The sequence below is a fragment of the Bacillus sp. PAMC26543 genome (genome assembly GCF_014250375.1).
GTDB lineage: Bacteria > Bacillota > Bacilli > Bacillales > Bacillaceae > Bacillus > Bacillus halotolerans.
Map to the genome: position 1 here is coordinate 556,810 of NZ_CP060193.1, position 13,127 is coordinate 569,936.

The following is a 13,127-nucleotide window of genomic DNA, read 5'->3' on the forward strand; positions in this document are numbered from 1 at the left end:
ATGATGTATTAGAGATTGCAAAACGAGAGCCGGCATCATATAATAATCGTGTTTTCAACTTAATGGAAGCTGAAAGGAATAAAATGATGAGTGAAAAGAAATTGAATCAAGAAGAATTTCTGAAAATTTTGATGCATGCACATGATATTGGTGAGCAGTCATCTGAGATGACCACAAAGGAAATGCTTGAAAATTTGATTTCTCATATTAAAAATGGATACGCAACATAAAAATCCCGCAGGTTTTTAGCGGGATTTTTTTCTGAATAATGACCGGAAGGAGAAAAAGATTCAGCTCTGGCAAGACAATAAATAGAGCGCTTACAAGATGGAAGGTGAAAAACTGTTATTGTAAATTTTTGTCGAATATTGTCATGTGAAAAGATGGAGAAATGCTGTTTTAACGTTGTATAATCGTATGGAAAAGGATGTTATAAGCTGATTTGGAGGTATCATGGGAGAATCTACTAGTTTAAAAGACATACTATCAACGTTAAGAAAACGCATACTTTTGATTATGATTGTAACCGCAGCTGCGACTGCTGCCGGCGGATTCATCAGTTTCTTCGCACTTACACCCATCTATGAAAATTCAACTCAGATCTTGGTCAATCAATCGAAAAACGACCAAAAAGAAGTCCAATTTAACGATGTCCAAACCAATCTTCAATTAATCAATACGTACAATGTCATCATTAAGAGCCCTGCTATCTTAGACGAAGTGATTAAAGAGATGGGCTTGTCGATGACATCCCAAGAGCTGAATGAAAAAATTACTGTTTCCAGCGAGCAGGATTCCCAAGTGGTCAATATTTCTGTCAGAGACGGGAGCGCGGAAACAGCGGCTCACATTGCCAACACTGTTGCATCTGTCTTTAAAGACAAAATCACTTCGATTATGAATGTTGATAACGTAAGCATTCTGTCAAAAGCTGAGGTTTCTGGACATCCGTCGCCTGTATCGCCAAAACCGCTGCTGAACATCGCCATCGCGTTTGCGGCAGGATTGGCAGGAAGCATCGGACTGGCCTTCCTGCTTGAGCATTTGGATAATACGATCAAATCGGAAGAGCAGCTCGAAACGCTGCTGGACATACCGGTATTAGGGACGGTTTCCACCATTGCGAATGAACAGAAAACAGCGAAGAGCTTAAAAGGCATTCAATCTGATAAAGCGGGGAGTGGACATTTTGGCGCTTAGAAAAAGCAAGGGCTCATGGAGTCGCAAAAATGTCATTGCGCTGACAGAGCCGAAATCCTTGAATTCAGAACAATATCGAACGATTCGAACAAATATAGAATTTTCTTCAGTGGACCGCCAAATGAAATCTGTGATGATTACTTCTGCGTGCCCTGGAGAAGGGAAGTCTACCACAGCTGCTAACCTTGCTGTCGTATTTGCACAGCAGGGAAAAAAGGTTTTGCTCATCGATGCAGATTTGCGAAAACCTACAGTACATACCACTTTTCAACTAGAAAATATGACAGGCTTAACATCCGTTTTACTGAAAAAATCCTCACTGAAACAGGCCGTGCAAATGTCTCAGGAACAAAACCTTGATGTGCTGACGAGCGGCCCGATCCCGCCGAATCCGGCCGAGCTGCTTTCCTCCAAGTGGATGGAGGAGCTTGCGGATGAAGCGTGTGCGGCCTATGACATGGTGATTTTCGATACGCCGCCTATTCTCCCTGTAGCAGACGCGCAAATTTTAGGGAACGTCGCAGACGGTTCCGTTTTGGTTATTTCAAGCGGAAAGACGGAAAAAGAAAAAGCCGCAAAAGCAAAAGAGGCGCTCGATTCGTGCAACAGCAAGCTCCTCGGAGCCATTATGAACGGCAAGAAACGCTCGAAGCACTCTGACTACGGATACTACGGACATGAAGACAATTTCATACAAAAATAAATAACGTGCATACTGCCCGTTATTTATTTTTGCGAAAAAAGGAGGCTTAGAAATGATTGATATTCACTGCCACATCCTCCCGTCAATGGATGATGGGGCAAGTAACCTGGACGACAGCATCGAAATGGCCAGGGCGGCTGTTCGTGAAGGAATCAGAACCATCATTGCAACCCCGCATCATAAGAATGGCTCATATGAAAACGAGCAAACCGCTGTCAGAGAAGCGGCAGACCTGTTAAACAAACGTTTAATGAAAGAGGAGATCCCGCTCACCGTACTGCCGGGACAGGAAATCAGAATTTACGGGGACTTGAAACGGGAATTGGCTGAGGGCCGGCTGCTGTCACTGAATGACACGAAATATATCTTGATTGAGTTTCCGTTTGATCATGTACCGCGATATGCCGAGCAGCTTTTTTATGACTTGCAGCTGAAAGGATACATTCCGGTTATCGCGCATCCCGAACGCAATAGCGAAATCCGCGAAAATCCGTCCTTGCTGTATCATCTTATAGAAAAAGGAGCGGCATCTCAGTTGACAACCGGAAGCCTCGCAGGAGTTTTCGGGAAACAGATGAAAGCATTTTCGCTGCGGCTGGCTGAAGCCAATCTGATACATTTCTTAGCTTCAGATGCACATAATCTGAAAACAAGAGATTTTCGCTATCAGGAGGCACTCCGTGTTCTTGAGAAAGAATTCGGTACGGAATATTCTTATATGCTCACAGAAAATGCTGAGCTTCTACTGCAAAATCAAGCCATTTACAGGCAGGCACCGAAGCCGGTCAAAAGAAGAAAACGATTCGGGCTCTTTTGATCTGCAATTCTCATTTCCCCACTTTCTTTGTGAGAACGATATAATAGTATATTGTATGATTGAATCATATTTCAGAAATCTGTACAGGTTGTTTCCGGGAGATCATCCGCATTCATGTCAGGATGTTCTCATACGATAATACGGAAGCTGTAAAGCAGCAATTTAACTGTTGGAGGGAAACAATGAATATAACAGTCATCGGAACAGGCTATGTCGGTCTTGTGACAGGTGTTTCTCTTTCTGAGATTGGCCATCATGTAACTTGCATTGATATTAACGCTCACAAGATTGAAGAAATGAGAAAAGGGATTTCCCCTATATTTGAACCGGGTCTTGAAGAGCTGATGAGAAAAAATATAGCTGATGGGCGGCTGAGCTTTGAAACGAGCTACGAGAAAGGCTTAGACCAGGCAGAGATTATTTTTATAGCGGTCGGCACACCGCAAAAAAACGACGGACATGCGAATCTGGAGCATATTACTGATGTGGCCAAGCGTATTGCCCGGCACGTGACGCGAGATGCGATCGTCGTAACGAAAAGCACAGTGCCTGTCGGAACAAATGATTGGATTTACGAGCTGATTACCAAACATCTTGCGGAGCCTGTCAGTATATCGATCGCATCCAACCCAGAATTTTTACGTGAAGGGTCAGCCATCCATGACACGTTTCATGGAGACAGGATTGTGATCGGAACAGCCGATCAGGACACCGCCAGAAAACTGGAAGAGCTCTTTCTTCCGCTCGATATCCCGGTTTACCAAACGGATATCAGAAGCGCCGAGATGATCAAATATGCTTCAAATGCCTTTCTGGCCACTAAGATCAGTTTTATAAATGAGATTTCGAATATATGTGAAAAGGTCGGCGCTGATATTGAATCTGTCGCATACGGCATGGGACAGGATAAGCGGATCGGGAGCCAGTTTTTAAAAGCGGGCATTGGCTACGGCGGTTCTTGTTTCCCGAAGGATACGAACGCCCTTGTGCAAATTGCGGGCAATGTCGAGCATGATTTTGAGCTGCTGAAATCGGTCATCAGGGTCAACAACAATCAGCAGGCGATGCTGGTTGATAAAGCGCTGAACAGGCTTGGCGGAGTGACGGGAAAAACGATCACCCTTTTGGGGCTGTCATTTAAACCGAACACGGACGATATGAGAGACGCGCCGTCGATTGTCATTGCTAACCGCCTCGCCGCACTAGACGCCCATATCAAAGCCTTCGATCCCATTGCCGTCAGCCATGCGAAGCATATTTTGCCGCAGGCTGTTGAATACAAAAAAACGATTGCGGAAGCTGTTAAGGGGGCAGACGCCGTCATGATTTTAACGGACTGGGATGAGATTAAACAATTTTCATTAGCAGATTATCAAGATTTGATGGAGCAGCCGCTGATTTTTGACGGCCGAAATTGCTATTCATTAGAAGAGGCTGCCGCCGCCGGAGTGGAATACTACTCTGTAGGCCGGAAAGCGGTTGTTCCGGCAGGTGCAATGTCATAGATGTAAAGGAAGGACTGGCGGGATGCCGGTCTTTTTTTTGTATACGATGGATATATTCGCTAAGGTTTACCTATTGTGAAACTAGAGGGTGCCGCCTACAGATTTTCAGTTTGAGCAATACGCGAGCATAGGGACAGATGAATTCTTTGATTCATTCGGTTGGAATACGCGTATAAAGAACATCCCATCATGCTTTTACAAATTGATTCAGACGATGATATTGATTTGTTGTAGGGAGACGGCAGCATCGCAAATTTTTTCATCACACCTGATGATTTAAGGGGAAAAGACTTTTCAAACGTTCTGTACAATTGGGACTGCAGCTAATACAAGCTTTTGATCCAAAGGGTCACTCCTGATGCCAATAGGGTCAAAAGCGGAAATGAAATAAGCCACACAACAAAATCAGGCGTTGCCGAGTCAATGCTGAACATAAATATGACCAATAAGCAGAGCACTGTAAGAGGCATTGACCAAAGGCCGTGTTTTCTAAACAATAAAGTGCCTGCCATTCCAAATACAAAGAAGGACAGAAAAGGAAAAATCACGAAAAATAACATCATCGGACTGAAAAAACTCATTGTCATCCCTCCGTTTCACCTCTTAATCTTTACAAGATTTTACCACATAAGAAAATGAGCAGATCATCAAATCTGCCTCTTTCAAGTGTCTTTTTGACTAAGACTTTAGAATTTCTAACCATATAAAACGCTCGCATTGACCTTATAACGAACAAAAAAGAGACTTTAGACCTCCTTATCCAGAGCATTATAAGCCTAAATTAAGCCGTTTACCCTATTTAAGCCGCCTTCCGGCTATTTTAAAATATAATATATGGAAATAAAGTATGGAAAAGTCTATCTTCATCAGCCCCTCCATACGACTTTTTGAGTATTAAGAGGTGATACAGATGGGTTATGAAAGTATGCTAGCGGATATCAAAAGTTCGCTCAACGGAAAAATTTCCGACGTGGAAGACAAGATCGAAAAGCTGAAAAAAGCAAAAAAGGACATAGACACACTGCAAGAAGAGGCAATCACTGAAATCAAAGAAATTGTGAAACCGGAATTAGGCAAGCATTGGACGGGAACAAAAGCTGATGATTTCGACAAGGGAAGAGAAGAGGCGAAATCGGAAGCATCTAAGATTGTGAATGATAAATATAACGAGTATATGGCTTCGATTAACGGTAAAATTTTTGATCTTGAATGGGATAAAGCTCAATATGCATCGGAATTGTTTGTAGCAAATGGTGCAGCAGATCTTCTTAAAAAGGGAGAAGAGTTCGCGGAAGAAGTCGGAAATACAATTAGTAAACTAAAATGGTGGTGATCTTTTTTTATGTCAGAAATTAAGCTGAAGTACGACACAGTCATCAAAACATTAGAGTCTGTCAAAGATGCGCTGGCTGACGTATCAATCGGCGCCGCGGGGTCCAATGGAAAAAACAAACTCGATTATACGAAAAAATATCATGAGCGTGAGGAGAACATCAAAACCATGCTCGGAGATTACAAAAAAGCGGTACAGAAAAATATCGAGGATACAAAGGATAACGTAGATTCACTGAAAGAGCAGGATGAGGCGATCGCAGTAAAATAGAAGAGAAAGGGCAGTGCGATGAGTAAAGTATTTGAATCACAATCTTTAATCGATGAAGCGAAAAATAGAAAAAAGCAATATGAGACGCTGGAAGAGCAGCTGAACACGCTAAAAAAGGCGTTTCAGGAAGTTGCTGATTTAGGTGACGATTTTAAAGGAAAAGGCGCGGACAATATTAAGGACTTCTTTCAGGGACAGGCGGAAATCGCCGACAGCTGGCTGACGCTTGTTTCTGCTCAAATTGCGTTTTTAAACGGCATTTCCGGTGATATTAAAGATCAAGAACTCAGTGATTCATATGTGGAGACGTCATTTTTGGATCATGAGCTCCCCAATGGAGACTTAAAAGCCTCAGAAATTGTCTCCGCTCATAAAGCAGAAATCGATTCTATTTTGTCAGGCATCAGCGATATTATTGATCTCGACATGTACACGCTTGACAACTATGCAGATAAGATGGGAGATGCCCAAAAAATCAGGCGTGACACGATTACGGCAGTCGATAAGCTTGATGAATCCCTGACCACTGAATATCAAAATTTGGAGTCTCTGGACAACGCAGTGCTCAGCAAATATTCTGTTCTCATGCAGGCCACCAGCAACGGGAAAAGCGCATCCCCTATGTACTATGACAAAAAAGCCTTCCACAGCAATGAAGTCTACAAAAGCGCCATTGAAGTGGAAAAACAGGGAACAACATATATCGATGCAAAAACCGAACAAGCAGAAGCAAGGCGTCTCCAGGAAAAAGCCGAGGAAGAAGCAAACAAACCATGGTACGAAAAAACATGGGATGGAGTTTGCACCTTTACTGGAGAAGTCACTGGCTATTATGATTATAAAAGAGCAACTGAAGGCGTTGACCCGGTTACCGGAGAAAAACTCTCCGCCGCAGAGCGTGTGACAGCAGGAGCGATGGCCGCTGCCGGATTCATACCAGTCGTCGGCTGGGCTGGCCGCGCCTTCAAAGGCGGAAAAGCCATCTACAAAACCGGAAAAGCAGCTATCGCGGCGGAACACGCTTTAGATGCCTACAAAACAGGCAAGTCTTTAGACATTCTAAAAATGTCAGAAATGGGCGCATACGGCCTTGTTGCGTCAAACGGATTCTCTGAAGCTGTCACAGGAAGAGATATGTTTGGTAACAAAGTGTCTGAGGAGAAGCGGAAGCAAGGGGCGCTGGAAGCGGCATTAAGCCTCGTTGGAGCCGGTGCATTGGCGAAACATATAGACAAAGGCATACCGCTTGCAACCCATTCAAAAGTCCAAAAGGCAAACAAAACACTAGAAAAAGTAAAACAATTCAAAGTTCCGACAAACGTCCGCGTGTTTGCAGAACGCCCAGTAACTCCTGACGGCCTCATGTTCGGATTCCCGACAGTCCGTATCGATGTGGAAAAGACAGCTGTGAAAGATTTTGGAATTATGAAGATGGCTAGTAGTGGTAGCGGGAATAGTAAGAAACTTTTCGGTCAAAATGGAACTCAAATTGCAAGTAAGACAACATGGCAAAATGGGAAGACAGAAAGAATAGACATTGAAAACCCAAATCCAGGGCAAAGAGAAGGTCAAATTCATTATCATGAGCCAAATAATAAAAAATGGTACTTTGATGTTGAAACAAAAAAGTTTTATGACCAAAAAACAGGTGAAGATGCACCTAGCAAAATTCAAAAAGTACTTAAAGACAAAAGTGTTCAGAAAGCTATAAATAAGGGATTGAAATTTTTAGGTGAGGATCCTGTATTTTAGTATAGGAGTGTAGATTATATATGGAATATACAAATAAAAATATGAAAAGACTAAAAGAACGACTTGAAGATCTGAGCAATACAAATAAAGTTGACCTATCTAATTTAAAGGATATTATTTCACCTAATATAGTTAAAGTAGACGATTGCTTTATTCTAGATCTAGAGTATGAGTTACCTGATAATCCAACTATAAATTGGAGTAGAATTTTAAAAATGTATGGGGATAAAACGGGGTATGAAGCATCGTGTAATGAACTTCGCATAAACGATTATTTAGACTACAGTGATTTGTCCGGTGAAGAGATTTTATTTTATGCGCTTCAGGTAGTGGATGGTTGGGAACATCATTTAAAAGAAAAATTTCCTGAACATAAATTTGTTGTGATTATAAGTATTGATGAAGGTTTTGCGACAATTAGATTTTATAAATATAGAGAAAAGGAAAGCAGTTGGCTAAAGGCCGATATTGAAGAGTACGGAAACGAAGCTATTCTTTTAAAAGAAATTAACTTTGGTAATTAAATTTAACTAAAAAGCAGGTAGTTATACTGTACCTGCTTTTTTAGTTTTTACGTTGAGAGCAAGAAACATTACAAATGATCAAGCCTTTACAGAATTAATAGTAAAACTAATTCAAAACTGTTGATTTATGAAAAAAATAAAGTTTAAGTTTTGTAAAAGGTAAAATTAAATGATTCAAAAATATAAAGGATAGAATGACTGAAAACGAAACTAAAGAGGTTTTGTTAATGAGAAAACATGTTAAATTAGATGTTCCAAAAGCAAATTTACATCCCCTAAGAATAACACAAGGTTGGAAAGTGAATTATAATCATTTTGTTGAAATAGATCCAATAACTTTAGAACCGAATGATGATTCCTGGTTTTTGTTCACAGACAGTTTGTTGCAGCTTTATCATGAACAATCCTCAATAACGCTTGATTTAGGCTGGGTTCCTGACATTTCTGCTGAAGGTAATTATCTGGTTTCAATAGTTAAAAATAATGATTGGGAAAACCCTATTAAAGAATTTTCATCAGACGACTATAAAAAAGTGATTGCACATATTCAATATCATTTAAAAGAAGTAACAAGGTCTTGGTGGAAATAGTTAAATAATTAATGGATTAATGAATGGAATGATTATTATTTATGGAAGATGGAATCAGATTTATTAGTGAATACCCAGAATTCAGTGAATTGCTTCAGCGTCTATTTGTGAAAAGGGAATTAGACGAATGGTACAAGAACAAATGTGCAGAGAAAATAAAAGTACCTGATGAATTTAATCAAATAAAAGGTTTGAAAAAAATTGAAGTTAGAGATTTAAACAATCCTTCAGGAGAAATCAATATCCACTTGCAAGATCTTTTTGGAGAAAATGGATTTCATTTAGAACAGCAAATCAATATGAAAGTATCTAAATTGGTTCCTGTTTATGTACTAGATTATAGTTATTCCCTAAGACACGATTTAATTGATGGCGCTTATGATATTGTAGGGACCGCTGAATCTTTAGAATTCATTCAGGGAACGAACTATATCAATAAAATAATGCAAGAGAAAGGGTTTATTGAACTCAGTTATTTGTATGATTACTACGATACTGTGTATGAGTGGAGTGAATTGCCACATATACAGCCTTTCAACAGAAGATTAACATTAGGAGATGCCTTGTTTACTGATGTATTAGAATTGCTATAGTTAGAAACTTGCCGTGTTGTCATCGGCAAGTTTTTTTATAGATAGGATAACAATGTGGAGTACAAGGAGAAGCGAGATGAGCAGAGATCATATTTCTCAATTGCAGCCATTAAAAATCTGTGATGGCTGGTATGTAGTACTGAACAATTTAAACTCAGAAAAAAGAACGGTAGAAGAATATGAACTACTAATACTGCAAAATGAAAAACGTAATGCCATTATTAAGGTAATATATCAAGATGATCAATACCATATCAAAGTGGTTGGCTTAAAAATAGATAAGATTTATGACGTAGAATCTTTTGATAAAATAGAACATGTATTAGAAGAGTTAGAATATCAAATCTGGAGTGTGGGAAGCGGGGTTTTAGAAGATTTGCAGCCGCTAACCCAACAGGTTCCCGATTTCTTAAGGCTAAAGATACCGGCTGGTTGGACTGTCGATTATATTACATTAAAAGATACTGACCCTAAAACATTAGAGGCAAGTGATGATGCTTGGTTATTTGACTTTAATCAGGATCTCCTGCAAATTTCTCATAAGACTAAAAACTTGTTGCTTGATGTAGGGTGGTACCCAGAAGGGGATCCAACCGGTAATTATGGCATTGAACTTATAAAAAACGAAGATTGGGAAAATCCATTAGAAGATATTATGTGTACGGAGCTTAAAGAATTAATTGCACAATTGGATCATATTTTTATGAGAGAAATGAAAAATGAATACCAATCTGCAGGTAGTAATACTTGCCTTTCAACAGAAGATAACATGAGGAGATGCCTTGTTTACTGAAGTATTAGAATTGCTATAGTTTAACCTTACCTTGTTGTCATAGATAGGTTTTTTAGAATGATGAAAGCACATTTAACAAGTGAAGTACAGTAGAAATAGCAAGTATGAGTTACAGTTAATCTTTCATGGAAGGTCGTATAATAAGTAATGAAACTTCGGAATTATCATTTAGTAGAAGAAGTTATTGATTTTTCAAAAATGTTTAAACCTAAAACATCAAATGATATCTGTGATTTCACTAAAATAATTAATGATAAAGAAAAAGCTAAATACCATGCATATGAAGAAGTATTTGGTGAAGATGAATATACGTGGAAAGATATAAAAGAAAATGAAATGAGTGAAGTATGGGGCGAAATTTACGAATTAAACGATGATCAAAAACCACAAGACTTAGACGTATTACTAGAAGTTTTTTCTGTAAATGTCAGAAGGGTTTCGGCTGAATTTAATATTTTTTTTGAAGATGTTGTAGCAGACCTGAATAATTGTGCAATCAATAGAGCGGTAAATGGGAACACACACAATTTTTTTGAAAAGCTTTTTGAAATTTATAAAGCGGGCTATTTTCCATGTGGATGGTATGGAGATATTATCCTAATGGAAGTTATATCGCCTTGAAAATAGATTCAAAGTCATAAGAAACATTTTAGAAAGTAAAGAGAGGAAAGCTAGTGAAATGAAAGTACATCAAATTCACGATTTTCATCTAAAAGATGAATCGGATTTTGTTCAAACACAACAATCCCTTAAACATAAAATCAACTTATCACCCTCCATCACCCCAGACTCCATCAAAACCTGCGCAGGCGTCGACCTCGCTTATTGGGAGCAGGACGGCGAGCCGTATGGGGTGTGCAGCATTATCGTGATTGACGCCGATACGAAAGAAGTCATAGAAAAAGTGCACAGCATGGGGAAAATCAGCGTGCCGTATGTGTCTGGTTTCCTTGCGTTTCGCGAGCTGCCGCTGATCATCGAGGCGGCCAAAAAGCTGGAGACGGAGCCGGATGTATTTTTGTTTGATGGCAACGGGTATCTGCATTACAACCATATGGGCGTTGCCACCCATGCGGCTTTTTTTCTCAATAAACCGACAATTGGGATTGCGAAAACCTATCTCAAAATCAAAAGCTGTGATTTCGTAATGCCTGAAAATGAAGTCGGTTCATACACAGATATTATCATTGACGGCGAGGTATATGGCCGGGCGCTGCGGACGCGGCGGGACGTGAAGCCTATTTTCTTGTCTTGCGGACATAACATTGATTTAGAAAGCAGCTATCAAATCACGATGAGCCTGCTTAATAAAGAAAGCAGGCTGCCGATTCCTGTCCGCCTGGCTGACCTTGAAACACATGTCTTACGAACGTTTTATCAGAAAAATCACGGGTAACACTTGGGGCTCTAAGCCATCAAGTGTTTTTTTGTATGCTGTGTGCTTTCCTGCTTTAATCAAAAACCTTGTCGTCCTTGCAGAGAGGTTTTAATTGAATGTTTTCCGCGTCAAATCGATAAAAGCCTTTAATGGTGCAGACATCCACTTGTCCTTATGCCATGCTAGTTGAGTAAAAACGGGGCAGTCGTTTTGCCAGTTGAGTTCTTTCATTCGACCTTCGGCAATATCGTCTTTTACTGTCATTTCAGGCAATAGTCCAATTCCAAGTCCGGCCATCACGCATTGTTTGATGGCTTCTATGCTGACAAATTCTAATTTGTTAGGGTAGACACCGGCGTCGTGTAAGGCGTCCTCAAAGAGCGTGCGGTATGAGCAGCCGTCCTCTGTCAGGAGAAGGGTTTCGTTTTGAAGATTCTTCAATGTTACTGGTGAGTCTGCTGGAAAAGGATGGTCATTGGCGGCTACCATTTTGATCTCATCCTGAATCAGAGATTCAACGTGCAGTGCGTCTTCCATCCGGTTCACATCCAAAATGAAGGTAATATCAAGCTGGCCCTGTAAGAGCTGTTCTTTCGCTTGTTCGTTGGAAATATACGGTTTGAATATGAGCTTTACTTGAGGAAAAGTCTGTTTAAATTCTTTTATGATAGGGGGAAGGCGATATGTGCACTGGCTTTCCGTCGCCCCGATTTTCAAGGTTCCGGTTGTTTCTCTTACTTGATTTGCGGCCATTTTTGCTTCTTCTGTTAACGCAATAATCTTCTCCGCATAGGATTTGAATGTTTTGCCGGCTTCTGTCAAGATGAGCCGCTTGCCGAGCCGTTCAAATAAAGGAGTCCCTATTTCTTCTTCAAGTGATTTGATCTGAGAGGTAACGCTTGATTGTGCATAGTTAAGCATCTTGGCGGTAAGGGTGAAGTTTACATGTTCTGCTGCCGTAATAAAGGTGATCAGCTGCTTCAATTCCATTTGTTCTCGTCCTTTCTAAATCGGTTTTATCGATTGATACAATCGGAATAATCATCTGTATTGATTAATGAATCCATTATATGATGGAGAAAATCATTCGTAAACAAAGGAGCAGATGCATCATGAAAATTGCGGTCATTAATGGCGGAACGAGGCTTGGCGGAAATACGGATATTCTTGCGGAGAAGGCTGTTCAAGGATTCGGTACGGAGCACATTCATTTGCGGAAATATCAGATCCAGCCGATTGAGGATCTGCGTCACGCTCAAGGCGGCTTTCGTCCTGTTCAAGATGACTACGATTCTATTATTGAGCGGGTATTGGTGTGCGAAATTCTTGTATTCGCCACCCCAATTTATTGGTTCGGCATGTCAGGAACGTTAAAGCTGTTCATTGATCGCTGGTCACAGACGATGAGAGATCCGCGATTTCCTGATTTTAAAGAGCAAATGTCGGCAAAACAGGCATATGTGATAGCAGCCGGAGGAGATAATCCTAAGATAAAGGGGCTGCCGCTGATAGAACAGTTTGGTCACATTTTTGATTTTATGGGAATGTCATTTGAAGGCTATGTGCTGGGAGAAGGCAATCGTCCCGGCGATATTATATTTGATCAGCAGGCAATAGAAGCTGCGGGCAGGCTATTGAAAAGAAGTGATGCCGTGTGAAGCTGCTGTTC

General features: G+C 40.5%; 16 protein-coding genes and 2 pseudogenes. 16 read left to right on the forward strand and 2 right to left on the reverse strand.

Annotated elements, in window-relative coordinates:
• The first annotated feature begins 86 nt into the window (after positions 1 to 86).
• The 6 genes and pseudogenes from H7F27_RS02770 to H7F27_RS02795 form a co-directional block, all read left to right on the forward strand.
• Positions 87 to 230, forward strand: coding sequence for a YwzD family small protein (locus H7F27_RS02770; protein WP_010332161.1), 144 nt, complete (start codon positions 87 to 89; stop codon positions 228 to 230).
• Between the two features lie 223 nt (positions 231 to 453).
• Positions 454 to 1,200: a protein-tyrosine kinase activator TkmA gene (locus H7F27_RS02775; protein ID WP_024123106.1), complete on the forward strand. Its 747-nt coding sequence runs from the start codon at positions 454 to 456 to the stop codon at positions 1,198 to 1,200.
• Positions 1,190 to 1,903, forward strand: coding sequence for a CpsD/CapB family tyrosine-protein kinase (locus H7F27_RS02780; protein WP_103671894.1), 714 nt, complete (start codon positions 1,190 to 1,192; stop codon positions 1,901 to 1,903). Before H7F27_RS02775 ends, H7F27_RS02780 begins: the two co-directional genes overlap by 11 nt.
• Positions 1,904 to 1,955: 52 nt before the next feature.
• The gene (locus tag H7F27_RS02785) at positions 1,956 to 2,720 is read left to right on the forward strand and encodes a tyrosine-protein phosphatase (protein ID WP_095712842.1); all 765 of its coding nucleotides are present in this window, start codon (positions 1,956 to 1,958) and stop codon (positions 2,718 to 2,720) included.
• Between the two features lie 182 nt (positions 2,721 to 2,902).
• A complete protein-coding gene (locus tag H7F27_RS02790) occupies positions 2,903 to 4,225 on the forward strand; it encodes a UDP-glucose dehydrogenase family protein (protein ID WP_059353680.1) in 1,323 nt (440 codons plus the stop codon).
• An 88-nt stretch (positions 4,226 to 4,313) separates the two neighbouring features.
• A pseudogene (locus H7F27_RS02795) lies at positions 4,314 to 4,552 on the forward strand (DUF1963 domain-containing protein); the annotation flags it as partial.
• Here H7F27_RS02795 and H7F27_RS02800 read toward each other — a convergent pair.
• Positions 4,549 to 4,806 carry a hypothetical protein gene (locus H7F27_RS02800; RefSeq protein ID WP_095712844.1) on the reverse strand — a complete coding sequence of 86 codons (258 nt, stop codon included), beginning with the start codon at positions 4,804 to 4,806 and terminating at the stop codon, positions 4,549 to 4,551. The pseudogene H7F27_RS02795 and the gene H7F27_RS02800 overlap by 4 nt on opposite strands.
• A gap of 329 nt (positions 4,807 to 5,135) precedes the next feature.
• Between H7F27_RS02800 and H7F27_RS02805 the strand changes: the two genes are divergently transcribed.
• The 9 genes and pseudogenes from H7F27_RS02805 to H7F27_RS02845 all read left to right on the forward strand — a co-directional run bounded on the left by H7F27_RS02805 (position 5,136) and on the right by H7F27_RS02845 (position 11,476).
• Complete coding sequence (locus H7F27_RS02805) at positions 5,136 to 5,558, forward strand: YwqH-like family protein (RefSeq protein ID WP_185848529.1); 423 nt, start codon at positions 5,136 to 5,138, stop codon at positions 5,556 to 5,558.
• 9 nt (positions 5,559 to 5,567) lie between these two features.
• On the forward strand, positions 5,568 to 5,828 hold the full coding sequence (locus H7F27_RS02810) for a YwqI/YxiC family protein (RefSeq protein ID WP_044159631.1): 261 nt from the start codon (positions 5,568 to 5,570) through the stop codon (positions 5,826 to 5,828).
• 18 nt (positions 5,829 to 5,846) lie between these two features.
• Entirely contained in the window at positions 5,847 to 7,580 is a 1,734-nt protein-coding gene (locus H7F27_RS02815) for a ribonuclease YeeF family protein (protein ID WP_185848530.1), read from the forward strand.
• Between the two features lie 20 nt (positions 7,581 to 7,600).
• The gene (locus tag H7F27_RS02820; RefSeq protein ID WP_185848531.1) at positions 7,601 to 8,104 is read left to right on the forward strand and encodes a hypothetical protein; all 504 of its coding nucleotides are present in this window, start codon (positions 7,601 to 7,603) and stop codon (positions 8,102 to 8,104) included.
• Positions 8,105 to 8,331: 227 nt separating this feature from the next.
• The gene (locus H7F27_RS02825; RefSeq protein ID WP_185848532.1) at positions 8,332 to 8,694 is read left to right on the forward strand and encodes a hypothetical protein; all 363 of its coding nucleotides are present in this window, start codon (positions 8,332 to 8,334) and stop codon (positions 8,692 to 8,694) included.
• 41 nt (positions 8,695 to 8,735) lie between these two features.
• Positions 8,736 to 9,287, forward strand: coding sequence for a hypothetical protein (locus H7F27_RS02830; protein WP_185848533.1), 552 nt, complete (start codon positions 8,736 to 8,738; stop codon positions 9,285 to 9,287).
• A 76-nt stretch (positions 9,288 to 9,363) separates the two neighbouring features.
• Positions 9,364 to 10,080 carry a hypothetical protein gene (locus tag H7F27_RS02835; RefSeq protein ID WP_260627325.1) on the forward strand — a complete coding sequence of 239 codons (717 nt, stop codon included), beginning with the start codon at positions 9,364 to 9,366 and terminating at the stop codon, positions 10,078 to 10,080.
• Between the two features lie 147 nt (positions 10,081 to 10,227).
• A pseudogene (locus tag H7F27_RS02840) lies at positions 10,228 to 10,721 on the forward strand (hypothetical protein).
• Between the two features lie 38 nt (positions 10,722 to 10,759).
• Positions 10,760 to 11,476, forward strand: coding sequence for an endonuclease V (locus H7F27_RS02845; RefSeq protein WP_185848534.1), 717 nt, complete (start codon positions 10,760 to 10,762; stop codon positions 11,474 to 11,476).
• A gap of 90 nt (positions 11,477 to 11,566) precedes the next feature.
• Here the strand turns inward: H7F27_RS02845 and H7F27_RS02850 are convergent, their stop codons facing one another.
• Positions 11,567 to 12,448, reverse strand: coding sequence for a LysR family transcriptional regulator (locus H7F27_RS02850; RefSeq protein WP_185848535.1), 882 nt, complete (start codon positions 12,446 to 12,448; stop codon positions 11,567 to 11,569).
• A gap of 122 nt (positions 12,449 to 12,570) precedes the next feature.
• On the opposite strand from H7F27_RS02850, the gene H7F27_RS02855 reads away from it, so the two are divergent.
• Positions 12,571 to 13,116, forward strand: coding sequence for a flavodoxin family protein (locus H7F27_RS02855; RefSeq protein WP_185848536.1), 546 nt, complete (start codon positions 12,571 to 12,573; stop codon positions 13,114 to 13,116).
• Positions 13,117 to 13,127: the final 11 nt, after the last annotated feature.